The organism is Planococcus sp. APC 3906, from assembly GCF_030407685.1.
GTDB classification, from domain to species: Bacteria; Bacillota; Bacilli; order Bacillales_A; family Planococcaceae; genus Planococcus; species Planococcus koreensis.
Genome location: NZ_JASDCW010000016.1, coordinates 19,336 through 45,212, shown reverse-complemented (window position 1 = coordinate 45,212; position 25,877 = coordinate 19,336). Strand labels below are relative to the sequence as shown.

Below are 25,877 nucleotides of genomic sequence, written 5' to 3'. Positions count from 1 at the left end.
TCTCCGATAATAGATGATATGATGAGGTAGAAACTTTTCAGGCATACATTTTTCAGTTTTATAGAACAGGTGATTAAATGGTACGGACACATACAGCAACATACAGAACAGCATTGCGGTTGACCAATACCGCGAAAGAAAAGATGAGAGGGTTCGGCATCAGCGAACGCTCATTTTTTGTTGGCGAAAAACCGTTTCAGGTGTTCATTGAACGCTATCCGTCAAATGGCGACGGTTCGCTTTCGGTGGCGCTGATCTTCGGCGGCGCTGAAACACTGCGGCTGGCAGGGAAAAAACTCGACGGCGCGCTTGTCGTGCACGGCATTTTTACAAACCAGCAATTGCTGGTGACGAATTTGACGCTGCGGAAAGCGTACCAAGCGCTTGGTACGAACTGGCAGCGCGAGGAGACAATCTCTTTTGATCAATCCCGCGAACCGGCATCGGCTGCTTTGCTCAATTTGATCAACCGCATGAAGCCGGCGAAGGAAAGTTCGGATTACGTGAAAAAACGCATCGGCAGCTGGGAAGGCTATTTGAAGATCCAGGAGCGCGGCATGGACATTCCGGACATCAAGACGGCCTATTCCAAACTGGCGTTCAGCCACGACTTCAGCCGCATCACGTTGACGGGGTGCCAGCTGAAAGATGCGGAATGGAAAACGCTGAAAAACCTGACCGTCCGGTTGACCGGAATTACCGGCGACGTCGGTACCGTCATCAAAGCGGCAAACCGCACAATCGAAGTCGAACTCCAAAACCATATGGTCAAGCAAGTACGGGAACGCGCGCTTGCGCTCGATAAAAAAGAAGTGGTGTTCAGCAATTTCGCGGCGCTCAGCCAAATCAGGCGGCTGCGCCAAGGCTTTGGGAATTTAGAGAAAGGGCTCGCGGTGAATCCGAACCTCGATCGCATTCTTTTCGAGGAAAAGCCGCCCGTGAAGCCGCTCCAGGCGCCAGAAAATCTGGCGTTCCACAACCGGCTCAATGAATTCCAGCAAAAAGCGGTGTCTGGCGCAATGCGAGCAGAAGATTTGTACGTCATCCAAGGTCCTCCGGGGACTGGCAAGACGACGGTTATTTCCGAGATCTGCCTGCAGAATGCCCGAAAAGGCTTGCGGACGCTTGTCGCATCGCAATCGAATTTGGCGGTGGACAATGCGCTCGGCCGCCTGCTCGCGAACAAGGATATCCGGATTCTCCGTGTGGGCCGCACCGAGAGCATCGAAGAAGAAGGCAAGAAATTCATCGAAGAAAACGTCGGCCAGTATTGGAAAGACCATACCTTGGAAGAAATCACGGCCCAGTATGAAAAACGTCAGCAGCGTGAACCGCAACTGGCAAGCGAAATGGCGACGAATGAGAAATCGTATGCCGAGCTTGAGCCCGTAGTCGAGAGTTTTGCGGCGGCCATCGAAGACAAAAAGAAAGCGCAAGCGCAGCACCGCGAACTGCAGTCATCCGTGGCAGAAGCACAAAACAAGCGGGCAGCCTTCGGGATTCAAAAGGACAAAGCGGTTCAGCATAGCGATGAACTGGCGCAAACGCTCCAAAGGCTCGAAGAATTGATGCGCAGCGATTCGGAAGTGGCGGGCAATGCGAAGAATGATGAGTGGTTCGAAGGCGAGAAGCAGCGACTTTCGGCTAGAGTCGGCGAGCTGAAAAATGCACTTGAATTCAATGGACTCGCGGAGCAATTGAAGGATAAAGAACGTGGCGCAGCAGAACTTGCAACACAGCGTGAGCAGGCAGCAACTGCTGTCAGCAAAAAACAAATGGCGCAGGGCGTGCTGGAAACCGTCAAGAAAGTGGACGGCTTGCTGCAGCTGATGGCGGAGCAAAAGATTGAGGAAGTTCCTTCTATTACCTACGGGCTCAACAAGCTGGAAACAAACCGCGAAAAGATGAACGAATGGGCAAAGCTCAATCAATACAACGAGACGATTACGGCTGCGATTGCATACGTCGAAAAATCTGCGGCACCCCTTGGGATTGCGGTTGCTGACGTCAAAGAAGGGGCGCTGTCTCAACCGGAAGCGTTCACTTCGGCAGAAATCGACGGCTTTATGGAGAAGCTGCGGAGGGTGTTGAAAACGGCGCAGCGCAACGATCCAGCCGTCTTGAAAACAGCACTGACCGGTTTATACAAGCGCCAAAACAATATTTGGCGCAGAGGTGCGAAGCTGAAAACGGCGGAAGCGTATGTGGAAGATTCAAAACGTGCGTTCCAGGGCTTGAAAAAGGCGCTCAGCGAACAGCTTGAAAAGCAGCTGCAGCAATACAAAGCGGTCGAGCAAAAATGGCTGGAGCGGCTGGAACAAGCCCGCGAAGCGATGGCGCCGCTCGAACAGCGCTGCCGGCAATTGAAACCGGCGGGTGAGATTCCAGCAGACATTGGAGCCGCAATCCGCCAGTGCAACGCCGAGCTGGATACGCTTGAAAAAGAACAGGCCGCGTACGCGGAAGCGGGCCAACGCTTGAAAAAACACCAAAATGAACACTTGGAGCAGTCCGAAGCACTAGAGAAAAATAAGGTCCGGATCGCAGAACTGGATGCCGAGATTAAACGGGTTGATGAGGCGATCGCGGGGCATGAACAAGGCGCTGCATCGTTGCACGACATCCTTTCTTCCACTCCGGAGAAAGAGTACGAACGGACGGCGAAACAGCTTGCCAGTTTGTCGTTTGCGCGGGAGTCACTGAAACAGGAAATGAAAGATTTGCCGATGCTGCAGTCGATCCAGAAAAAATGGCTGGATTTACTGGAAGGGGCGAACGAACACGATCTGGATGAAATCCGGAAAATGTACATCAAGCACGCGAACGTCATCGGCACGACGTGTGTCGCGTCCGCGCGCAAGGATTTCATCGACAATTACCCGGAATTCGATGTGGTCATCATCGATGAAGTGTCGAAAGCGACGCCGCCGGAATTATTGCTGCCGATGCTGAAAGGCAAGAAAATCATCCTCGTCGGCGACCATCATCAATTGCCGCCTTTGCTCGGCAACGACACCTTGGAAGAGACGCTTGAGGAAATGATCAAAGACAATAGCGGCTTCGAAGAAAAACGGGAGCTCGAGAAATTGCTTGCCGAGTCGCTGTTCGAGCGGCTGTACAAGAACTTGCCGGACAGCAACAAGACGATGCTCGCAATCCAATACCGTATGCACGAAGACATCATGGAAACCATTTCGCCATTCTACAAATTGGAAAACGACCAATTGCAATGCGGCATTGCGGATTCCGATGCAGAGCGCGATCATTTATTGGAATCGAAAACGGTTTCAAGAAACAATCACCTCATGTGGATCGATGTGCCGAACGAACCGGCGTCGTTTGAAGAACGCATGAGCGGCGGCAAAAGCCTGTACAATGCAGCCGAACTGCAGGAAATCCGCGCGTTGCTGGTGGAAATGAACGATGCCGCCGCAGAAGCGAAACGGGCAGGGCGGATGGCGGCGCACGAGCTGAAAAGCATCGGCGTCATCAGTTTTTACGGCGAACAAGTCAAACGGCTGCAACGCATGCTTGACCAGGAGCTGCGCTTGCCGCATTTGGCGGTGCGGACTGGAACGGTGGACAGGTTCCAAGGCAGCGAACGGGACATCATCGTCTTGAGCATGGTGCGCAATAACGACAACAAACACGGCGATATCGGCTTCGCAAAAGATTACCGCCGCCTCAACGTGGCGTTGTCGCGGGCAAAGGAATTGCTTGTGCTGGTCGGCAGTTCGGACATGTTCACCAAGCGCGCCAAGCAGGCCGATACGAGAGCGATGTACCAGCACGTGCTCAATGTCGTCAAAGAGAAAGATGGCTTGAAGGCGTTAGAAAGCAGCAGGAGGTGAAGGCGTGGAAGAGCTGATCGAGAAATTGCGGTTGACTGCCGCGGAAAATCCGGATGTCACCGTTTTAAAAGTACACGTATGGAAGCTGCCGGTCGTGTTGTATGATGTGAAAATCAGCCGCGTCAAGCGCTTGAAAATGGACATCTTGATGAAAATGCTGTTGTTCGCGTTCCAGGAACGGGACATCCGCCGAGCCGCCACACTGGCCGACATGCTGTTTGTGGAAGAGCTTTTCATCAGCGACTCGATCGAGAAGATGGAGCGCACCGGTTTGATCGGGCTCGGCAAGAAAGGCTATGGGCTGACGGCGAAAGGGCATGACTATCTGGAAAAAGGCATTTTTGAAGAAGAGATGGAGCCGGAGGAAGCGCAGATTGTCTACAGCAGCGTCCATGATGACTACCGTTTAGTGGTTGACAGCGAAACGCTGGATGCGCAGGAACCGCTCTCACCGTATCGCTATGCCGTGAAAGGCACCGTGAAAAAGGAACGCATCCAAAAGGTTCTCGCCAATAGGCCGCAGGAAACCGATGAACAGGGTTTTCAGATCATCGTAGCTGATATATCCAGCTGCATTGAGCACACGGTTGAACATATTCCGTGCATCGAATTTCAATTATACGACCAGAAGCAGGACCTTTTTTACGCCCGTGTCTGGAATACCGCAGCCGAAAGCTGGGATGAAAAGCTGGAAAAAGGGATTGAAGAGCGGGAAGCAGTAAGATGGCGCAGGGAGATGGAAGCTGCACAATCCTAAAACCGCGTTGAGCATACAGAAACCCAGCCCGAGAAAGTGGATGCTTTCTCGGGCTGGGTTTTGTCTTTTTCTGGAAGCGAAAAAAAGGATTGCAAGTCACTTATGCAGAATAAAGAAAGCATCCGCTTTTACCATAAAGAAGGTGACTTATGAAAAAGTATCTTCCGTTCATTCGCATTGCAGTTCTTTGTCTTTTTTTAAGCATCGCCGCACACGCTGTCTATCTGGTGGAATGGACAGGCAGCCGCTTTATGCTTGGACCCAATGACGGGTTGTCGCAGATGCTGCCATTTAAGTCGATGCTTTATGAGCAATACACTTCAGGTGAATTTTTCTATTCGCCTTTTTTCGGCTTGGGCGGCGATACATACAGCGGCCTGGCCTATTATTTCTCCACGTCGATTGTCTTTGCACTGACAGTCGGGATTTTTTACCTATTGGAACTTTCCGGCATTATCGCAGAACCTGACCTCCTATTCTGGGCGCATGCAGCGGTATTCATCAATATCGCAAGGCTTGCAGCGGCACTTTTTATCGCTTACCTTGTTTTCCGTTATATGAAATTCGATCAAGTTCCTTCATTTCTGGGAGCAGCTGTTTATGGGTTATCCAGCATGTATTTTCGCCACGCTGTTTACTGGGAATTTTATGCAGATGCCTATTTATGGTTGCCGCTGCTGATATTTGGGATAGAAAAAGTTTTTCGTGAAAAGCGCCCAGGGTGGTTTATCGCTGCTGTCGCTATATCGATGATTGATAATTTTTATTTTGCCTATATCAATTTTCTGCTTGCGGGCATCTACATTTTGTTTCGTCTCTTTATGCCGCTTGAGGAAAAGGAACTCAAAAAGAGCAACGCGGTCATTCTTTTTCTGCTCAGCGGACTGATCGGTGCCGGCATCAGTGCAGTCTCTTTTGTTCCTGCGCTGTATGGCTTTTTAAACAACCATCGTCCGGCGTATGTCCATGACAGCGAATGGCTGGCGTTCCACGATAACATTTTGTTCACGAGCAGCTATTTCATTTTGCCAGCCGCGTTCGTGGGTATGGTGTTTGCTTTCCCATTTTTTCGGGATCCTGCATTTCGTTTTTATGCCGCACTTGTGCTGTTTTGCATCGTGCTCCATTACAGTCCGCAAATCGCCAGTGTCTTTAACGGCTTTTCTGCACCGCAATACCGCTGGGAATACTTTCTCTCATTTACGGCTGGGGGTGCTGTGGCGGCAGGTTTCAGCCAGCTGGCATTGCTGAAACTGAAAGATTTCACGGTTGCCGGCGGAATGGCGCTGCTTGTCTATGGGTTGTTTGCTTTGGCGGACGAAAGGCTGCCGCTTCAGCCGTTCACTATTTTTGGAGCTGTAAGCGGTACGCTGCTGATTTTTGTGCTGTTTGCTTTGGCTGTCAAAAAGAATTCGATAAAAGGGCAGGCTGCAGTGATTGCAGTGATGGCGCTGGCCTTTCTTGCGGCAGCGTATCAGTTTCTGCAGGCTGTTGCAGAAGAGGGCGTAAGCATCCAGATGCCGCTGTTCCTTGGCATACTCGGCTCGGCGTTATTCACTTTTATGCTGCTGCTGCGGGCAATCTGGGACCATTCAAAAAGGGCCGAGGCTGTGGCTTTTATTGTCTTTACGCTGCTGGTTTTAGCGAACGGTTTTCAGTATTTATTGCTTGTAAAAAGCGGCAATACAGAAGAGGTTTCTGAACAATATATCACCAGCGAAGAGTACGATGATCCGGAAATTAGAGCGCTTCTTTCGGAAATACAGGAACGGGAGGCGTTTCCTTTTTACCGCATCGACTGGATGGAAGGGATTCGGAATAATACGCCGATGGTCCAGGATTTTCATGGGCTAAGTGCCTATTCCAGTATTTTGAACGAGGAAGTGCTGCACTTTTACCTGAGTGAATTGGAAATCGATATGGGTCGTGAAAGTGTCAGCCGTTATGCAACACTCGGCAAACGCGCTAATTTGCATAGCTTGCTGCTGGGGAATTATGCCATCCTTTCCCGTGATGATGAAAATGTGCCTGCCGGTTTTGAGCCGATCCTGACATCGGAACATTATATTGTCTACGAAAATCAACTGCCGCTGCCTTTCCTGCGTTCAACTTCCAATGCCTATAGCGAAGAAAGCCTTGCCGCTGAACCTGTGCTCCGCCGTGAACACGCCATGCTGTCGGGCGTCGTTTTGATAAATCCGGAAGAGCAGGCACAATTGCCGCAGGAACCTGAAGAATTGGCTATTGATATCATCGGAGTAGATGCGTCGTTTGAAGATGGCATTCTTGACGTTACGGGCGAATCAGGCGGCATCGACCTGGTGCTTAAAGATTCTGTCCCGGCACAAAGTGATTTATACGTTGCGATGAATCTGTTCAATCTTGCGGAAAATCAAAGGTTTACGCTGCACATCAACTCATACAAAACATCGAGAAAGTCGAATGTTTCCATTTATAAAACATTTGTTGATGATTTGACCATCCGTGTCCCAGCAGACGACACAGTTCGAATTCGGCTCCCGCAGGGAACTTACAATTTGACCGAACTCGCTGTCTACGAAGAGCCTTATGACCTGCTGCGCGCTGAAGCAAGCAAAGCGAAGGAAGGCAATAGCTTCGAATGGAACGGCAGCCGCATTCGGGCCGATTACTCCAATGAGGAGGGCGATCAATTTATCGTTCTGCCGGTGCCATATGAAATCGGCTGGACAGCGGAAGTGAATGGGGAAAAAGCGGAGGTGTTAGAAGCGAATTACGCTTTTCTTGCGGTGCCGGCAGCTCCGGGGCTTAACGAAATTATCCTCACTTACCGCCCGCCGCATTTCTGGAAATCGCTGATGATCAGTGTTATTTCACTGTTCGGGGGAGCTGTTTATCTTTGGAGACGCAGAATCTAGAAAGGTATCAAGATATACGAGATCTTTCAAATATGCAATGCCGCTCCGCGTGGATTATAAGCCGGAGCGGGATTTTTTTGTTTTTTTTCAATTATTGAATTTGTGTTGAGTTTTTTTAGGACACAGAAATCATCTGGACAGTGATGAAAATATATCGAAAATGATTAGAATGCTTTGAAAACCTATTGCGCCCTAGAATTTTCCAGAATATAATAAATCAACTGAATAAAAAGGGGATAGCAAGAAATGAGAGTTGGGGAGAAAATGATCGCAAATGACATAAAGACAGCCAGCCAATTAATCGAAGCGATTCGTGAACTCTGGGACGCACGATCAATTAGCCGCCTGCGCGAATGGTTGGAAGAACTGAAAACGGAAGACGATTATTATCGCTTGATCCGCCTGGCGGATCAAATGGATTTATATAAATACAGCAATTTGCTGGCGACGCATGCGTATAAGCGTTTCGGAACGCTGCGGCCGTTTGCCTGGCATTGCACGCGGCTGTTGGAGAACGGCAAGAGTTTGGAAGCGGAAGAGCGCATGGGCGCACGGCTTCAAGAGGTCGCGGATACGGCTTATACGGTGGAAGAACGGGTTTCAGCGCATACACTGCTGTTTCGGGTATTCTGCCAGTTGAACCGGTTGCCGGAAGCAAAAGAGCAGCTGGAGAAAATCAGCGAAGCGCAGGGTGTATTATGGCCGGACTTGGAGGCTTTCTATTACTTGCACGGCGGAGAATGGGTCAAGGCGGAGCGCGTTTTAACGGATGCGTTAGCGGATGACTCCAAAGAGCGCGAAGAGTATGTGCGCCTGCTGCTGGCGGACCATTTATCGGTGATGGGCCGGCAAGAGGCATCTTTGGACATGCTGGTTTCGGGGCAAGCCGCGTATCCGGACAATTGGTCATTTTGGATGGAGCAGGTGAAAAGGCGGTTTCTGCTCGGCCGTTACGAAGAAACGATTGATCTTATGGAAGACATCAACTCGAAAAATCCATTTCACGTCAACCGTGAATATTATGCATACTTAACGGCGGAATGCTTGTATAAATTGGAGAAATGGGATGACTTGGATGCTTGGATCCAAGGCCATCAAGAGGTGTTGGAAAAAACGATATACGGCAAGACGGCAATCCAGCGCGGCGCAAACCGCAAGCAACTGGAGCTGACGCCGAAACTCCAGAAGCTCGATTATTGTGTGCCGGCTTCGTTGTCGATCATGCTTGAAGCTTTCGGCATGGACATCGGCCAAGACGAAATCGCCACGCATGTCTTTGATGTGACGGGTTCAAAACTTCGCACCACCATGCAGTATATGGAGTCGCTCGGCTTGCGGGCGCAGTACTTTAAAGGCACTGTGGACGTCTATAAAAAGATGATCGATGCGGGCGTACCGGTGCTGCTCAGCATGATGGTCGAAAATAACGCGCACGTCCAAGTCGTGGTCGGCTATGACGACCGGCTGCAAACGCTCCTGATCCAGGATCCGAATGACCAGTCGCCGTTCTTTGTGCCTTATGCGGAAATGAAAGACGCCTATAAGCTGACCGATTCGCTCAGCATGGTCTTCGTCAAAGAAGAACAAATGCATTTATTGGCGCTGCTTGATGAGGGGGAGCACCGTTTCTTCGAGCGCTTGTATGAGTTTCTGGATGAAGAAGGCGAAGGCGAGAGCGAGGCATTTATCGATTTTCTGCAAGAACATAAAGAACAACGCTACGCGGCGGTGGTCGGCATTTCGATTTTGTTTTCAGACCGGGCGAAAGCGCTGCACGCTGAATGGGTGGAGAGGCTGCGCCAGGACCTTGGAAGCGAGGATGCAGAACTGGCGCTGTTGACGGCCCACATGCATTACCAGAAAGACGAAATGCCGGATGCGTTGGCCAGCCTTGCTGTGGTCAATGAAAAGAACAGCCCGTATGCACTGTTTTTGAGAGGCGTAATCCTGATGAGCCAGGACAGCCAGGAACGGGCGATCCCTTATTTGAAGCAGTCGATCGAGCTGGATCATTACCAGCCAGCCGCTTACAGCCATCTTGCCCGCTGTTATATGGAAGTCGGCAAATTGTTCCAGGCGTACAAATGGTCGGCGATTGCGCTTGCCCAGCTGCCGTCGGATATTTACGCACAGATTACGCATGGTTTGATCCAGTATGAGTCCGGGGCTTACGAAAAATCGTTGGAGCGTTTCCGGAAACTGAGCGCGGAATTTCCGGAGGACGGCTATTTCGTCTACGAGATCGGCCGATGCCTGCTCGCACTCGGTGAGGAAGCGGAAGCGATCGAACATTTTGAACGCTATATTGAAATGGCTCCGGAACGGCCGTATGCGTATCTGCGGATTGCGGAGATCTACATGGAAGCCGAAAAATGGGAGCCTGCGATGGCCATTGTCAATCGAGGCATCCTGCAGGCTGAAGAGAAAGATGTTCTGCACGTCTACCGCGGACATATAGCGATGGCCAAGGAACAATTCGCTGCGGCGGAAACGGATTACCGGACAGCGCTCGAACTCGACCCGGAAGACTTGTTTGCTGTAACGTATATCGCCCATAGCTTGGTAAAGCAGCAGCGATTTGATGATGCGGTGGCGTTTTTGGCGAGCTACACGGATCAAGGGGACACCGGATTTTTCATCCGGTCGGCAACGATGCTTTGGGAAGAATGGCCGGAATACGCCGGCCAGCAGCAAGCGGTTGCATTAATGGAAAAAGGGCTTGAGAAGCGGGAATTGGAGGACTACGAAGACATCGCGCAGCAATACATGGAGTTCGGTGAACATCCGCTGTTCCGGAACCGCGTGCTCAATCAATTCAAAAAAATGCGCCATGCTGAAGCCAGTGCAGCGCTGCTGTGTTATGAAGGGCAATTGCATGAACAAGCCGGCAATAGTGGGTTTGCCCGCAAGCTCTATTTACAGGCGCTTGATAAAGCACCGAATGCGCAAGCGCATTTCCAGCTGGGTTTATTGGAAGTGGAAGCGGAACGCTTTAAAGCAGGTATCCGAGAGTTTCTTCGAAGCACGGAACTCGACCCTGGAAATACGGCGGTGCGGGAAGCGCTTATGCATGCCTATACCGAAGCAGAGGACTTTCCGCGGGCGTTTGCCACGGCGTTGTTCATCTTGCAGAACGATCCGTTGGAGCTTGAATTCGATGAGCTGTTTGAGCTCGCGAGAACAGAAGAAGCCGTCGCTGCGATTTCAAAAACGCTTGAAGGAGTGTCCGGGCAAGTGCCGGAAGAATGGCTTTTTGCCGCTAAAGCATTTTGCGCAGAAAAAGAAGGCAAGTTCGACGAAGCGGAAGCGTTGTTTGGACAGGCAAAAGCGGTCAAAGGCGCGTTTCCTTCCCGTTACCAGCATGTGCAATTCTGCGCAAGAAGAGGCGACTTTAAACGCGCAGTGGCTTTACTGGAAGAGTTGATCACAGAACGGCCGGAAGACGAAAGATTGTACGGTGAATACATCCGGATTCTCGCCCAGCTGGGCAAAGCCCATGAAATCAATAAGTGGCTGAAAAAGCGGCTGCGCGGCGAACAATTGGGCTTGGCCCAAACGTTTTGTGCCGACGAACTGGCGCTGTGGTTTACCGAAACCGAAGAAATGGAAGAGGCGGAAGAGCAGCCAAGAAAAGGCGTGATCGGCAGGTTCTTCCACAAAGCGCAGAGGCTGCGGGTGATTTCCCATGTTTTTGCGTTGTACGATGAAGCCGCCAAACAGATTCCGGAAAACGAGTTGCCGGTCATGCGGCATGGCGCGTTTTGCTTAAGCCGTGGAATGGCCAAAGAAGCCATCGATGAATTGAAGCCATTCGTCAAACGCACCGGCCATTACGAAGCCGCTGTCATGCAGCTGCAAGCCATGGCGCAATTAGCGGTCGAAAAAGACTCGCTTAAAATTCTGGAAGAAGCCATCGATCTGGCAAAACAACTCCATGCAAGGCAGCCTGCTGATGCATTGGTGTTGACGATATGGGCCGAGCTGTTGGGGAACCTTGAAAGAGACGGAGAGGAATTGGAGAAGTACGAACAGGCCCTCCGTTTGGAACCGTTCAATGCCGAAACCCATACCCTGGTTATGCAGACATTGGCTGAACAGCGGCCAGGGGATGTGGAAGCGTTTATCGCGGGCATCCCGGAAGAAGTGGAGATTCCGGAATGGATCCAGCTTGCCCGCGCGCAAAGCCAGTTGACCTTAGGCAACGCGCCAGCAGCTCATGCGATCCTAATGCCGCTGACGCAGCAGGAAAAAGACTTTCAGCCGGCCATTTACGAGCTGGCCCTCTGCGAAATGAAGCTCGGCAATAAAGGCGCAGCCATCAAAACCTTGCGTAAATTGTTCCGCAAAGAAGGTTCTGAAACGTACGTGATGGTGATTGCAGGAGAGCCGGCGTTCGAGGGCATCCATGATGAAATTGATGAATTGATTGAGGAATTGTTTTAAGCTAAAAGTTTAAATTGCAACAACTAGCTAAAATAAAAAGAGCTTCTAAAAGGTGCAAGGCATCCTTTAGAAGCTCTTTTCGTTTAGTGCTCATCAAATAGGTGCGTGGGCTGAAATGTACTCGAAAAACTCCCGGACCACAGGTGACGGATGCTTCTTTTTCTTGGAAATCAGCCCCACCGGACAGGCAGCGCAATTGTTCAACTCCATAAACAAAGAAAAAACGGCATTTTAGTATGCGGCAGAAACATATGCGAATTGAATTACTGTTACGGATAGGGAAGTGTTCTGCGCAATGCAGAATGCTTTTCTTATATATTTAACGACACGGAAAAGATCGTTTTTTCCACTTTACGAGGTTCAACATTCTCGGACAGCTATATTTCAAAACGTATTATAGCCAAATGAAGAAGAGTAAATTGAAGTTAGAATTTCGAATATTATAAATACTTAGAAAATAAGGGTTCCAAAATGGCTTTCTCTTGTTATACTAGAGAAAGGAATATATTGGGAGGTATGAGCATGACTACAATTTCATTGAAAAAGAAAGCGGCTAGCATTGTATTGGAAAAGAAGAATTTAACCGGTGTAGTGGCTAAGGTGGGCATAGTGTTAGACATTTCAGGATCAATGTGGAGTTTGTACCGGCAGGGCGTAGTCCAGGAAGTAGTGGAGCGGGTGCTGGCTGTGGCTAGCCAGTTTGATGATGACGGCGCTTTGGATGTCTGGGTTTACGACAATGAGTTTTCCAGATTGCCTGCGGCTACAGAAGAAATCTTTCTTGGTTACGTAGAAAAGAATATTTTATCGAATGACGCAGTCCATAAATTCGGCAGGAATGACGAACCGAAAGTGATGGAAGACGTCATACGCAAGTATACGATTGAAGAGCCTGGCGATGAACCGGTCTTTATGGTATTCATCAACGATGGAGGATGCAAGCCGGGAATCAAGAAATTCATTGTTGAATCTTCTTATCAGCCGATTTTTTGGCAGTTTATCGGCCTAGGCAACGCCAATTTTGATGTGTTGAGAAAATTGGATACGATGGAAGGGCGGTTTATCGATAACGCCAACTTCTTTCATTTGCAGGACGTCAGCAAAGTGACGGATGAAGAGTTGTACAATCAGATGCTGGATGAGTTTCCGCAATGGCTGAAGCAAGCGAAAGAGAAACGGATTTTGCGGTAAGTGAGATTCCGCTTCAAGGCATGGAAGGAAACCTCCTTTGCATTTGCACTGATGGCTAACGCCAAACCAATAATTCATACCCCATTACGATGTTGCCTATTAACGATAACACCCAAAAGCAAATGGCGGGCGATGGCCACTTTCAAGTTTACTATTCCTTTCATGAATCCTCCTGCCTTTTGGCGGGAGGATTATTACTTGTGTATATCTCCGGTTCCGACTGCGTTGGCTGAATTAGGGTAAGGGTATAAAAAGCAGGTTAATATTCCACGTTTCAGCAGTTTTCGTGAGAAGCTTGGAATATTCAATCGCTGAAGGAGGATTTTGAATGGGCAGCCAAATTAAAGCTTTTGTTTTCGATGTCTATGGCACTTTATTTGATGTAACGGCGATCAAAAAAGAATGCGAGGAGCTTTATCCGGGATACGGGGAAAAAATCAGCCAATCTTGGAGAGCCAAGCAGGTTGAATACTTTTTGCTGCGCCAGCTTATGGGGAACTATGCAACACTGCGTTCGATTACCCATCAGGCGTTAAAATATGCATTAAAAGAACAAGGGATTGAGCCGGATGAAAAAAACGGGCAGCAATTGCTTGAAGCCTATCTCCGTTTGCCGCTTTATCCCGAAGTGTCGGAGGTACTCGGCCAGTTGAAGGATAAAAAGCTGGTGGTGTTTTCAAACGGGTCACACGACATGCTGGATCCCTTGATCGAGCATGCCGAGCTGGAAGCGCTGTTTGCGGAAGTACTCAGCATTGATGACATCAAACAATTTAAGCCGGCACCCGCTTCTTATGAATACGCTTTGGAAAAGCTGGGGATTGAAAGCCATGAAGTGCTATTTATGTCGTCCAATGGCTGGGATGTTTCAGGCGCCAAAAATTCCGGTTTTCAAACGGCTTGGATCAACCGCAAAAACTTGCCGGTAGAAGAGCTGGATTTGCCGCCGGATTATATTTTCAAAGACTTGAACGGCCTGTTGAAATGGAAATGAACATGCACAAACCGCTGCTCCCGCGAATCGACATTCCGGCGAGCGGCGGTTTTTAAATTACACTTTATCAGCAAGGAATCTTGAATGCTTTTACTTAATTTCCCGAAATCATGGATGGCCGCTAGCAAAGTCCACTGCCGTTCAGTATATTAAGTAATAAGGCTATAACATGCTATGAGTAAACAAAATTTCTGCTGGAAAGACAGGTGTGCTCGATGGTTTCATCAAAAGATGTAGCAAAATATGCTGGGGTTTCACAAACTACCGTTTCCCGGGTTTTAAATACACCGCATTTGGTGAAAGAGCCCACGCTTAAAAAAGTGATGGCCGCAATTGATGAGTTGAATTATATTCCGGACGGCAATGCCCGTTCGCTGGTTCAAAAAAAGACCGATACAATTGCGTTGATTTCGGGGCCGTTGTACAATCCGTTTTTTGTTGACACTACTACTTCAATCGTTAATTACGCAAATGAACACGGTTTTAAAATAAATGTCCATTTTTCAAATGATGAGAATCTATCGGAACTTTATAACTCCATTTTTGAAAATAAAGTGGATGGCATCATTCTGTCTTCGATTTTATTGGAAGACCCAGCTTTTGATAAGTTGGAGAAATCGGGAATTCCATTCATCACGTATAACAGAAAGCACAAAAGCAATAAGAATTTTGTAGAGATGGATAACGAACAGGCAGGATTTTTAGCAGCAGATTACTTGTTGTCGTTAAACCATGAGAACATTTGCTGGATCGGCGGACCATTGGAAATCAGTACGTTCAAAGGCCGCTACGATGGATTTTTGAAAGCTTTGCAGAAACACAAGGTCCCAGTGGATCCGGAACAGATTTTTATCACAGATACGAGCAAAGAAGCGCTGCATCAAACCTTTTTGAAGTTGGAACAACGTTCGGAAAAACCGACAGCGGTATTCGCTGCCACTGATGCGATCGCCATACAGATGATGGATTTTTATATTTCAGCTGGCTACCGGGTGCCTGAAGATATCAGTATTATCGGAATCGATAATGTGGAAATCAGCCAGCACGCCTCCATTAACCTAACGACGGTCGGCATTTCATCGCCTATCGGGCTAGGACAGCTGGCGATTGAAAAGCTGATCAAAATGATCCAACAAGAAAATAAATCTTGTATTCAAATCACTAAAGCTGTTAGACTATTTGAAAGAAAGACAACAATAAAAAAATAGAAAGGAAAGAAGTTCTGTTTTTTTAATCTCAAAATGGTTACGTAACCATTTTTTTAAATTAAAATGACGGCGCTTTCATTTGTAAAGAAATACAGCAAGGAAAATGAGCAATTGGTTCAAGTGCTACCATTTATTTTAATAAGAAAACGAGGGATGTATATGAAATGGAAAGACCGCAAGTTCGGAGAAGAATCGCCTTATATTCCAGCTGGACCGTTTAAAATTCGTCTGCCTTTTATCCATTACCGATTTGAATGGCCTGATTATGTTCAAGGGCTATTGATGTGCGCAGTTGATTTGGCGGCCATTCCGCTATTGATTGAATTGCTTGGAATGCCATTTGAAGTGGCCTTAGCCATCGTCATTCTTAACGGATTCTTTTATCTATTGCACCACCTGCTTGGAGATCCGACAGTTCCTGGATGGATCACCCCTGCTATTCCGTTGATTATGCTGTACTGCATGCAGTTCCCGGAAGGCCCTGAAAGGGTCCATGCGTTAATCGCGTTCCAAATGACGCTAGGGCTGTTTGCCGTTTTCCTTGGATCTACCGGTTTAGCATCTAAAGTGGTATCAAGTATCCCATCGGCAATCCGATCCGGGGTCATCCTTGGGGCTGGATTTGCAGCCGTCGTTTCCATTTTCGAAGTAGGCGGACGTTTTGAAACGTTCCCATGGACCATTTCCATTGCTGTCGGAATTGGCTTCTACTTACTTTTCTCCAAGCATTTTGACAAACTGAAAAACACAAATCCAGTATGGGGCACAATTGGGAAACTGGGTATTTTCCCGATCATCATTATTGCCATTGTCATTGCACCGTTGTTCGGTGAAGCGCCATGGCCAACGATTGAATGGGGCATCAGTTCGCCTGATTTTATCGGCTTATGGACGGGCTATACCTTATTCGGTTTGGGTTTCCCGCCATTGATGCTTTTTGTTACAGGAATTCCGACAGTGCTAGCGGCGTATATCGTATTATTCGGCGATGTATTGCAGACGAAAGCATTGGTGAAAGAAGCGGATTTATCCCGTCCGGATGAAAAACTGGATTATAATCCGAATCGTGCACACCTGATTTTCGGAGCAAGAAATTCAGTGATGAGTGTTATCGGGCCAGATGTGACAATGGCGGGTCCTTTATGGGCGGCAATGCAAGTCGTCGTTGTCCAACGGTTCAAAGATGGCAGAAAAGCGATGGATTCATTCTTTGGAGGCGTGGGTTCGTTCCGCTGGGGAACTAATACCGGCTTATTGCTATTGCCGATCGTCAGTTTGGTGGAACCTATCTTAGGCATTGCACTTGCTTTGACATTGCTGATCCAAGGATATGTCAGTGTAAAAGTCGGCATCCTGGAAGCAAGAAGCCAAAGTGACCTGGGGATTGCGGGCATTATTGGAGCTGTTTTGGTCATCAAGGGAGCCGCGTGGGCTTTTGCCATCGGCATCGGTTTGTGTTTATTGATATACGGCAAAGACTTCTTTAAAAATGAAACAGACGAGACATTCACGAAAGACCTTCCTGAGAAGGCTAAAGAAAACGTATCAACTTTATAAAAGAAAGGGTGGAATGCATGAAAAAGAAACTTTATATTGGCGGAGAATGGAAAGAAACCGAAGAGTATTCAGAGTTATTCTCGCCGTATTCAAATGATAAAATTGGCGAAGTTCCGAAAGCGGGAGAGAAAGATGTTGAATCCGCAATTGAATCCGCCGCTCATGCTGCTGAAGAAATGCAAGGCTTGACGGCGTATGAACGTGCGGCAATCCTGGAACAATTGGCATCGCTGTTCACGGAACGCAAAGAAGAAGCAGCCAGAATCATTGCATTGGAATCGGCAAAGCCTTTGAAGTACGCTTTGGGGGAAATTGACCGGACGATTGAAACGTACAAATTTGCAGCGGAAGAGGCAAAGCGTTTATCCGGCGAGATGATTCCGATGGATGCAGCGAAAGGCGGCAGCAACCGTTTGGCGTATACGCTGCGCGAACCAATCGGCGTAGTGGCTGCGATAACGCCGTTTAATTTTCCGCAGAATTTGGTCGCGCATAAAGTAGGGCCGGCTATTGCTGCAGGGAACACCATCGTTTTAAAACCGGCTTCCCAGACGCCGTTGTCTGCGTTTTTCCTGGCAGAACTACTGGATCAGACTGCTTTGCCGAAAGGCGCGTTTAATCTGGTGACCGGCAGCGGCAGAACAGTGGGGGATGTTCTGGTCCAAAGCGGGAAAGTGAAAATGGTAACCTTTACAGGAAGCCCGGCTGTCGGCAAAGGCATACGGGATAAAGCGGGCTTGAAAAAGGTGGCGCTGGAATTGGGCTCTAATGCAGGGCTGATTGTCGATGAAGGCGTGGACATCGATGTAGTCGTTGAAAAGGCGATTACCGGTGCATTTTCAAACCAGGGGCAAGTGTGCATCTCGCTGCAGCGGATTTATATTATGGAAAGTTTGATGGAGGATTTTCTTGCTCGTTTCCAAGCAGCGGCCGGCAAACTCGTCATTGGCGATCCTTTGAATCAACAGACGGATGTTTCCGCCATGATTTCCGCACAAGAACAGGAGCGGGCGGTTAGCTGGGTGCAGGAAGCGGTTGCGGCTGGCGCCACGCTCATCACAGGTGGGAATGTCAAAGACGGCGTGTTCCAGCCGACCATCCTCTCTAACGTGGCTTCAGATTCCAAAGTTTCTTGCCAGGAAGTGTTTGCTCCTGTCGTCATTGTCAATCCGATCCAATCGATTGAACAAGGCATCAACGAAATCAATAACTCGGATTTCGGGCTGCAAGCAGGTATTTTCACGAACGATATCAAGACGGCATTCAACGCATCGAAACGCCTGCAGGTCGGCGGCGTGCTGATCAACGACATTCCGACATTCCGCGTGGATCAGATGCCTTATGGCGGCGTCAAAGAAAGCGGCAATGGCAAAGAGGGCCTGAAATACGCGATTGAGGAAATGACGGAAATGAAATTGGTCATTTGGAATCAATCCTAGAATCATCCGAAGAATGAAAATGAAAAGGAGTGGGTAGCGTGTCGAGCAAAATTACTTTTATGCCTATCAGCTACACAGGATGGGACTCATTGGAACATTTGGTAAGCGAAGCTGAGCGTTTGAAAGCCAGCAATATTTTAATCGTCACAGATCCTTTCCTGGAAGACTTGGGCATGACCAAAAAAATCGTCGAGCCTCTGGAAGCGCAAGGATGGACAACGAGCGTTTATACGGAAGTCGTACCTGAGCCACCTTTGGCAGTCGGTGAAAAATTGGTGGCATTCACCCGGGAAAACAAATTCGACTTGGTGATTGGGTTGGGCGGAGGAAGTGCGCTTGACTTGGCTAAATTAGCCGGCGTTTTAGCAACTCACGAAGGCAATGTTGCTGATTATTTGAACTTAACAGGCAACCGGACGCTCACCCATAAAGGGATTCCGAAAATCTTGATCCCTACGACTTCTGGAACGGGTTCCGAAGTCACCAATATTTCAGTGTTGTCACTGGAGTCCACGAAAGACGTCGTAACCCACGATTATCTGTTGCCGGACGTTGCAATCGTCGATCCGGCGCTGACGACTTCGCTGCCGCCGAAAGTGACCGCTGCGACTGGCATCGATGCGTTAACTCATGCAATTGAAGCCTACGTTTCGAACAATGCCAATCCAGTGACCGATGGGCTTGCTTTGCAGGCTATCCGCCTGATCAGCGGGTCGATCCGGACGGCTGTGGCTGATGGGGAAAATAAAGAAGCACGCACAAATATGAGCTACGGCAGTTATTTGGCTGGCTTATCGTTCTTCAACGCAGGGGTTGCGGGTGTCCATGCGTTAGCGTATCCGCTAGGTGGCCAATTCCATATTTCGCATGGCGAGTCGAATGCTGTTCTTCTGCCGTATGTGATGGGCTATATTCGCCAAAGCTGTGAAAAGCGAATGAAAGATATTTTGGAAGCGATGGGCTTTAACTCAACTCAGTTATCACAAGAAGAAGCTTCCTACAAATGTGTAGAGGAATTAAAGAACCTGGTAGCCGATGTCAACATACCTGTGTCTTTAAAAGGTTTTGATATTCCGGAAGAAGCGTTGGACAGTTTAGCCGACGATGGCGTTAAGCAAAAAAGAATTTTAGGAAGAAGCCCAATGCCGTTGTTGAGAGATGACATTTTCGCGATTTACCATGCAGCTTACTTAGGGAAAGTAGTCGAAAAAGAAACTGTTTAAAATCGGCGACAATCGGCTATATGATTCTGGAAACTCACAAAAAACCGCCGTACCCAATGGATCTTTGATCCGGGGTGCAGCGGTTTTTTTGTTTTCCAGATTCCGATGTATTTCACCTTACGCCTTAAGTTTTTCCACTTCTGCTTCACGAACTAAAAACATCGGAGCCAGAACCAAAAACACAACACTTACAAAATAGAAAAGCAATGCAACGCCTGTATTTTCAGGAGCTTCGTTTCGCTGCATCAATCCCATTAAAAAGATTCCGACGACAATTAAAACCATCGTATACAGGGATAAAATCGTTGCCAGTAGTTTATGGTCCTTGTTCACAAAGCTTTTCACTGTTCGATTTTTAAAATGGTGGGAGATTAAGTTTATGGCAATGGTGGCTGCTAACAGAATCCAAAAATATACAGTTCCAAACAAGAGCTTAAATAAAGGGGAGATAGCGAAAAATGCGATGCCCATCAACATAATATAAACTTGAAATGAATAATACCTCACCTTGTCATGCTTGTATTTCGTCCATAGAAAATATAAGATGCCTAAGAAAATGGCCGTGAAACTGCTGTTGATGACGAGCCAAACACCGACCGTCTTTTCAGGAATGAAACTTGAAAAGACCAGCATGATACTGAATAAGAAAAGTGTCATGCCTAGACGATGATCTGCGGTTACTGGCTTTTCTGGGGCGGTATGAGATGAATTGCTAATGCTGACTTTCTCCATTAATGCTTCCTCCTTGATTTATATCCCTACGGTAATCTTATGTCTTTTCAATACTAACAGATATTGGAATTAACTTACTGAATTAACCAAAATTTTAATGTCTCTTCCTAGTTGATGAAAGCAGCATAGGATATGCAGCCCGGCATTTTCTGCTCTCCTTCGTCTGCTTTTCTTCTATATAAAAATAGAAACATCAGCCTTGTCCGGACAACGGCGACAAAGATGACTTTCATTAAGATTGAATGCGCTTCCATTTATCCTCTATAATTCGAGTAAGAATAAAAGAGCAGCGGCTCTTTAAAACAGAAAGGATGAATGAGATGAATCAAGCTTCAATGAAGGTCCGCGTTCAAAAATTCGGTAACTTTTTAAGCTCGATGGTGCTTCCGAACATCGGCGCATTTATCGCTTGGGGATTAATCACGGCATTATTCATACCGACGGGCTTTTTCCCGAATGAACGGCTTGGCACAATGGTCGGTCCGATGATCACCTACTTGCTGCCACTATTGATCGGCTATACAGGCGGCCGGTTGATTTATGAACAGCGGGGCGGCGTCGTTGCAGCGATTGCGACGATGGGGGTTATCGTCGGCGCACCAGATACACCGATGTTTTTAGGCGCGATGATCGTAGGTCCGCTTGGTGCATTCGTCATCAAGAAATTCGACCAATTGATCGAAGGCAAGATCAAGACTGGTTTTGAAATGCTGGTCAATAACTTTTCTGCCGGTATTTTGGGCGGAGCGGTTGCCATCCTGGCATTCTACGGAATCGGGCCAGCAGTCAAGGCGTTAACAGAAGTTCTTGTATCCGGCGTTGACTGGCTGCTTGAAGCGGGCTTATTGCCGCTGACGAGCATTTTGATCGAACCGGCGAAAATCCTGTTCTTGAATAATGCCATCAACCACGGCATCTTGTCGCCGATTGGCTTGGAGCAAGTCCAGCAAACCGGGAAATCACTTTTATTCCTATTGGAAGCAAACCCAGGACCAGGTCTTGGTGTCCTGCTTGCGTTCATGATATTCGGCAAAGGGATTGCCAAACAATCGGCTCCGGGAGCTGCGATCATCCATTTCCTTGGAGGGATCCACGAAATTTACTTCCCGTATGTCTTAATGAAACCACTCTTGCTGCTGGCAGTCATTTTCGGCGGAATGAGCGGCGTCTTTACTCTTGTATTGATGGGCGGCGGCTTGGTTGCGCCAGCATCACCCGGAAGCATCTTAGCGATTGCGGCTGTAACACCGCCTGAAGGCATGGCCTATGTTGCCAACTTCACAGCCATATTCGTGGCTGCTGCGGTTTCCTTCCTGATTGCATCGATCATCTTGAAATCAAGCAAGGAAACTGAAGAAGACATGGAAGCTGCAACGCGAAAAATGGAAGAAATGAAAGGCAAGAAAAGTTCAGTTGCGGGCGCATTGGGTGGAACTGCAGCAACTGCGGCAGGTGTCTTCCCGACGAACGTGCATAAAATCGTCTTTGCGTGTGACGCCGGAATGGGCTCGAGTGCCATGGGCGCGTCGCTATTGCGCAAAAAAGTAAAAGAAGCAGGATTGGATATCAATGTAACAAACACGGCCATCAGCACAATTCCGAATGATTCCCAAATCGTTATCACACAGGAAAAACTGACGCCGCGTGCGCAGCATAAAGTGCCGGACGCTTACCACATTTCCGTGGACAATTTCCTATCCAGCCCGGAATACGATAAGTTGATCGACAGCCTGGAAAGCGGCGTGACTGCAGACCAAGCAGGGCTTGTCACTGAAAGCGAAGCAACAACAGGCACCGTTCAGCCTAGCGAAGACGACCAATTGCTGCGGGAAGAAAACATCTTCATCAACAAGAAATTCAACAATAAAGAAGAAGCGATCCGCTTTGCCGGAGAAGTGATGGTGAAAGCCGGATACGTTGAACCTTCCTACGTTGATGAAATGTTGAAGCGCGAAGAAATCACGACCACGTATATGGGCAATAACGTCGCCATTCCACATGGCACGGAAGAAGCCAAGAAAGCGGTCATCAAATCAGGCTTTACTGTTGTTCAGGTGCCAAATGGAGTAGACTTTGATGGAGAGAGTGCAAAATTGATCTTCGGCATCGCCGGCAAAGACGGTTCGCATTTGGAAATCCTATCTGGGATTGCTGTCATTTGTGCAGAACAGGACAATGTAGATGAGATGGTGAAAGCCCGCACCGCTAAGGAATTGCTGGCAATCATCAACAGAAAATAAGAAAGCAAGAACGGAAAGGCGGGGATACCTGCCTTTTTGTTCTATTTTGCATTTCTCGCTCTTGAAGAAGGAAAACTTAAAAGTGAAGTGAGTGAGATTGATGTATATCACGTTTAGGGAAAAATCCATCACAGAGTTGATCGTCAGGACATCAGGGAAGCATACCGTGCATTCGTTATCCACCTATTTGAACGTCAGCGCCCGGACGATTCAGCGTGATTTGAAGTCGGTCGAGAAACTGCTGAAACAATTCGATTTGGTTGTGAAGCGCAACGCCAGTGAAGGCCTCTTTATCGAAGGCAATAATGAGCAGATTTACCGGCTCGTGCAAAGCTTGATCAGCGTCAATCCGACTGATGAAAGGCCGGAAGAGCGGAAGCTGGGTTTGCTGATCATTCTGCTGCACGAAGGCCCTTCTTTTAAAAAGCAGGTGCTTGCCAATGAATTGGGCATCAGCACGGCTACACTGACGTCTTATTTGGATGATTTAGCGGAGTGGTTGCATAAGTTTTCTATCAAGCTGTCGAGGCGCAGAGGTGTTGGCGTCGAAGTGGAAGGGCAGGAAGCCCATAAACGCCATGCGTTGGCGAGTTATTTCCTCGTCACTTTTTATGAGGAGCTTGTGGAAAGCTTGTATTTTCTTCAGCAAGGAAAGAATCCGGATGACAACATCCTGGGCTATTTTTCGCCGCATTATTTGTCAGTGGTCGATCAATTGGTGAACCAGCACATCAATCAAAAACAGACGCGTTTGGCCGACAGCGATTATATCGGCTTAGTTGTCTATATCTGTTTGGCGCTGCAGCGCACGGAACAGCATTTCTTGCTGGAGCCGGCTGTGCTGGCGAATGAATCCAGCAGTGAGTTTCAATTGATGGAAACGCTCGGCGATGAATTGCATAAGCAGCTCGGAGTCCGATTGACCGGAGAAGACGTCCATTTTTTGTCGATGATATTAAAAGGCTCGAAAGTGCAGGCAGCGGACATGGTTTATTATGACAGCGTCTTGCTGGGCAAGCTGATTAAAAACCTGATTGGCGATGTATCATCCCAGCTGCATGTCGACTTGACCAATGATTTTTCACTTTACCAAGGGCTTCTCGCACATATGGGGCCATCAATTTTCCGCTTGAAGCAAAACCTCGAATCGTTCAATCCGCTGACCGATGAAATCAAACGGAAGTATCCGGTGTTGTTCATGGCGGTCAAGCAAAGCCTGGAGAATGAATTCAAGGACATTGAATTTCCAGCCAATGAAGTTGCCTACATTGTCCTGCATTTCGGTTCAGCTTTGCTGATGAACGAGGAAAAGGTCCGCATCGATGCGGTGGTCGTCTGCCCGACAGGCATCGGCACTTCGAAGATGCTGGCGAGCCGCATCCAAAAAGAGCTGGCGGAAATCAATTCTGTCGAAATTTTATCGATCAATGACTTTCAATCGGCGGATTTCCGAGATTACGATTTGGTCATTTCGACCATCCGCCTGCCGGTGACGGATGTGGATTACATCATGGTCAGCCCGCTGCTCAGCGATAAAGACATCGGGTCGATTGAAAGCTACCTTCAGCACAACATCGAAAAAATCACCAGCAACAAGCAGTATTTGGTTGTGGAAAATCCAGGCGAAAGAGATAAAAAGAACAACCGGCCGAATGTCCAGAAGCTGCTGCGGGAAATCAAAGAGGTCCAAACAAGCATGGAAGCGATCCTGGCGAATTTCAAAGTGCTGAAACATCCGCAAGCGGCGGACCACCGGATCGTACTCGCGGACGTGCTCGCACAAGCAGAGCGCGACGGACTGATAAAGAGCGCGGATGCCACCATGCGCCAATTGGACGACCGGGAATCCAAAGGCGGGCTGGGCATTCCGAATACCAATATGGCTCTTTTCCATTGCCGCGACGAAACCGTCCAGGAGCTTTTATTCCAAGTGGTGCATTTGGATATGCCGTGCCCGGTCAAAGGGATGGACGGCGGACAGGTCGGGATGCGCAATTTGCTGCTGATGCTGGCGCCGCTCGACATGAGCGATCGGGAACAGGAAATTCTGAGTCTCATCAGCTCTAGCTTAATCGAAAGCGATGCGGCGATGATGATTTTTTCATCGTCGAACGAAAGCATGATCCGGAACAAACTCGAAGATGTATTTTACGAATACCTACAAAATAATTTGATAAAGGACTGATGACGTTGAAACAAGCCGTACATTTTGGAGCAGGAAATATTGGCAGAGGGTTTATTGGGGCGTTGTTTTCCGAATCGGGCTACCACGTGACATTCGTGGATGTGGCCGAAGAGGTCATCAATAAATTGAACGCGGAGAAAAAGTACCACGTGAATATGGCGCAAGCACAAGCTGAAAGCATCACGATTGAAAACGTCTCTGGCGTCAACAACATGAAAGACGAAGCGGGCGTTCTCGAAGCGATCCGCCATGCGACGTATTTGACGACTGCGATCGGCCCGAACATCTTGCCGCGGATCGCACCGATCATTGCGAAAGGCATCGCTGCGCGTCTGAAAGAGACCGATGAAAAGCTGTACGTCATTGCTTGTGAAAACCAGATCGGCGCCACGGATATTTTGAAAGGCCATATTTTGGACAACCTGGATGACGAGTCGAAAGCCGAACTGGAAGGCACTGTCTTTTTCTTCAACTCAGCGGTCGACCGGATCGTGCCGATCCAAGAAGGCCATTCGCTGGACGTGCTCGTGGAGCCGTATTACGAATGGGTTGTGGAAACGACCGAAAACATTCCGCCGGTGACGGGCATGACGATTGTCGACAACCTGGCGCCGTTTATCGAACGCAAGCTGTTCACCGTCAATACCGGCCATGCCGTGATTGCGTATCTCGGTTCGCTTGCCGGCAAATCGACGATCGACCAAACCTTGGCTGATCCGGAAATCGAAGAACAAGTGCGGGAAACGCTGAAGGAAACCGGCGCTTACCTGGTGAAAGAATACGGCCTCGATGAACAAAAGCATCTGGCGTATATCAATAAAAACATCGAACGCTTCAAAAATGCCTTTTTGAACGATGGCGTAACGCGTGTAGGACGTGCACCGCTCCGCAAACTCGGGCCGGATGACCGCTTGATCCGCCCGGCGACGCAAGCTCAGAAAGCCGGATTGCCATATACGCATCTGGCCAAGGCAATTGCTGCCGCATTGGCATTCAACAACCCGGAAGATGAAGACGCAGTGAAAATACAAGAGATGATCAAAGCTGGCGGCCCGGCATCCGTCTTGAAAGAAATTAGCGGACTGGCTGAAGACAGCGAGATCACGCAAGAAGTGATTCGCCAGTACGAGGCATTATAAGTTTTATTGAAATGACGGTAA

Annotated in this window: 14 protein-coding genes; 13 read left to right on the top strand and 1 reads right to left on the bottom strand. The window is 48.4% G+C overall.

The window, feature by feature from the left end; genetic code table 11:
- Positions 1-77: 77 nt before the first annotated feature.
- From QMA09_RS10590 to QMA09_RS10545, 10 genes are all read left to right on the top strand, one after another.
- The gene (locus QMA09_RS10590; RefSeq protein ID WP_290213110.1) at positions 78-3,851 is read left to right on the top strand and encodes a DEAD/DEAH box helicase; all 3,774 of its coding nucleotides are present in this window, start codon (positions 78-80) and stop codon (positions 3,849-3,851) included.
- Positions 3,852-3,855: 4 nt separating this feature from the next.
- On the top strand, positions 3,856-4,608 hold the full coding sequence (locus tag QMA09_RS10585) for a hypothetical protein (protein WP_290213109.1): 753 nt from the start codon (positions 3,856-3,858) through the stop codon (positions 4,606-4,608).
- A 149-nt stretch (positions 4,609-4,757) separates the two neighbouring features.
- Positions 4,758-7,505, top strand: coding sequence for a YfhO family protein (locus QMA09_RS10580; RefSeq protein WP_290213108.1), 2,748 nt, complete (start codon positions 4,758-4,760; stop codon positions 7,503-7,505).
- Between the two features lie 246 nt (positions 7,506-7,751).
- On the top strand, positions 7,752-11,948 hold the full coding sequence (locus QMA09_RS10575) for a tetratricopeptide repeat protein (RefSeq protein WP_290213107.1): 4,197 nt from the start codon (positions 7,752-7,754) through the stop codon (positions 11,946-11,948).
- A 522-nt stretch (positions 11,949-12,470) separates the two neighbouring features.
- Positions 12,471-13,139, top strand: coding sequence for a vWA domain-containing protein (locus tag QMA09_RS10570; protein WP_290213106.1), 669 nt, complete (start codon positions 12,471-12,473; stop codon positions 13,137-13,139).
- A 328-nt stretch (positions 13,140-13,467) separates the two neighbouring features.
- Complete coding sequence (locus QMA09_RS10565) at positions 13,468-14,133, top strand: haloacid dehalogenase type II (protein ID WP_290213105.1); 666 nt, start codon at positions 13,468-13,470, stop codon at positions 14,131-14,133.
- Between the two features lie 215 nt (positions 14,134-14,348).
- On the top strand, positions 14,349-15,341 hold the full coding sequence (locus QMA09_RS10560) for a LacI family DNA-binding transcriptional regulator (protein WP_290213104.1): 993 nt from the start codon (positions 14,349-14,351) through the stop codon (positions 15,339-15,341).
- A gap of 159 nt (positions 15,342-15,500) precedes the next feature.
- On the top strand, positions 15,501-16,898 hold the full coding sequence (locus QMA09_RS10555; RefSeq protein ID WP_290213103.1) for a hypothetical protein: 1,398 nt from the start codon (positions 15,501-15,503) through the stop codon (positions 16,896-16,898).
- 17 nt (positions 16,899-16,915) lie between these two features.
- Positions 16,916-18,337: an aldehyde dehydrogenase family protein gene (locus QMA09_RS10550; protein WP_290213102.1), complete on the top strand. Its 1,422-nt coding sequence runs from the start codon at positions 16,916-16,918 to the stop codon at positions 18,335-18,337.
- Between the two features lie 59 nt (positions 18,338-18,396).
- A complete protein-coding gene (locus QMA09_RS10545; protein WP_290213137.1) occupies positions 18,397-19,560 on the top strand; it encodes an iron-containing alcohol dehydrogenase in 1,164 nt (387 codons plus the stop codon).
- A gap of 117 nt (positions 19,561-19,677) precedes the next feature.
- Here the strand turns inward: QMA09_RS10545 and QMA09_RS10540 are convergent, their stop codons facing one another.
- Positions 19,678-20,292, bottom strand: coding sequence for a hypothetical protein (locus tag QMA09_RS10540; protein ID WP_290213101.1), 615 nt, complete (start codon positions 20,290-20,292; stop codon positions 19,678-19,680).
- 320 nt (positions 20,293-20,612) lie between these two features.
- On the opposite strand from QMA09_RS10540, the gene QMA09_RS10535 reads away from it, so the two are divergent.
- The 3 genes from QMA09_RS10535 (at position 20,613) to QMA09_RS10525 (ending at position 25,856) form a co-directional block, all read left to right on the top strand.
- Complete coding sequence (locus QMA09_RS10535; RefSeq protein ID WP_290213100.1) at positions 20,613-22,532, top strand: PTS mannitol transporter subunit IICBA; 1,920 nt, start codon at positions 20,613-20,615, stop codon at positions 22,530-22,532.
- Positions 22,533-22,632: 100 nt separating this feature from the next.
- Complete coding sequence (locus QMA09_RS10530; RefSeq protein WP_290213099.1) at positions 22,633-24,717, top strand: BglG family transcription antiterminator; 2,085 nt, start codon at positions 22,633-22,635, stop codon at positions 24,715-24,717.
- Between the two features lie 5 nt (positions 24,718-24,722).
- Positions 24,723-25,856, top strand: a complete 1,134-nt coding sequence (locus tag QMA09_RS10525; protein WP_290213098.1) for a mannitol-1-phosphate 5-dehydrogenase — start codon at positions 24,723-24,725, stop codon at positions 25,854-25,856.
- Positions 25,857-25,877 lie beyond the last annotated feature (21 nt).

Bases quoted from the DNA above. Each gene is read 5' to 3' on its own strand.
- QMA09_RS10575 (WP_290213107.1), top strand. From the start codon at position 7,752: ATGAGAGTTGGGGAGAAAATGATCGCAAATGACATAAAGACAGCCAGC.
- QMA09_RS10560 (WP_290213104.1), top strand. From the start codon at position 14,349: ATGGTTTCATCAAAAGATGTAGCAAAATATGCTGGGGTTTCACAAACT.
- QMA09_RS10550 (WP_290213102.1), top strand. From the start codon at position 16,916: ATGAAAAAGAAACTTTATATTGGCGGAGAATGGAAAGAAACCGAAGAG.
- QMA09_RS10530 (WP_290213099.1), top strand. From the start codon at position 22,633: ATGTATATCACGTTTAGGGAAAAATCCATCACAGAGTTGATCGTCAGG.
- QMA09_RS10535 (WP_290213100.1), top strand. From the start codon at position 20,613: ATGAATCAAGCTTCAATGAAGGTCCGCGTTCAAAAATTCGGTAACTTT.
- QMA09_RS10570 (WP_290213106.1), top strand. From the start codon at position 12,471: ATGACTACAATTTCATTGAAAAAGAAAGCGGCTAGCATTGTATTGGAA.
- QMA09_RS10580 (WP_290213108.1), top strand. From the start codon at position 4,758: ATGAAAAAGTATCTTCCGTTCATTCGCATTGCAGTTCTTTGTCTTTTT.
- QMA09_RS10545 (WP_290213137.1), top strand. From the start codon at position 18,397: ATGCCTATCAGCTACACAGGATGGGACTCATTGGAACATTTGGTAAGC.
- QMA09_RS10555 (WP_290213103.1), top strand. From the start codon at position 15,501: ATGAAATGGAAAGACCGCAAGTTCGGAGAAGAATCGCCTTATATTCCA.
- QMA09_RS10590 (WP_290213110.1), top strand. From the start codon at position 78: ATGGTACGGACACATACAGCAACATACAGAACAGCATTGCGGTTGACC.
- QMA09_RS10540 (WP_290213101.1), bottom strand. From the start codon at position 20,292: ATGGAGAAAGTCAGCATTAGCAATTCATCTCATACCGCCCCAGAAAAG.
- QMA09_RS10565 (WP_290213105.1), top strand. From the start codon at position 13,468: ATGGGCAGCCAAATTAAAGCTTTTGTTTTCGATGTCTATGGCACTTTA.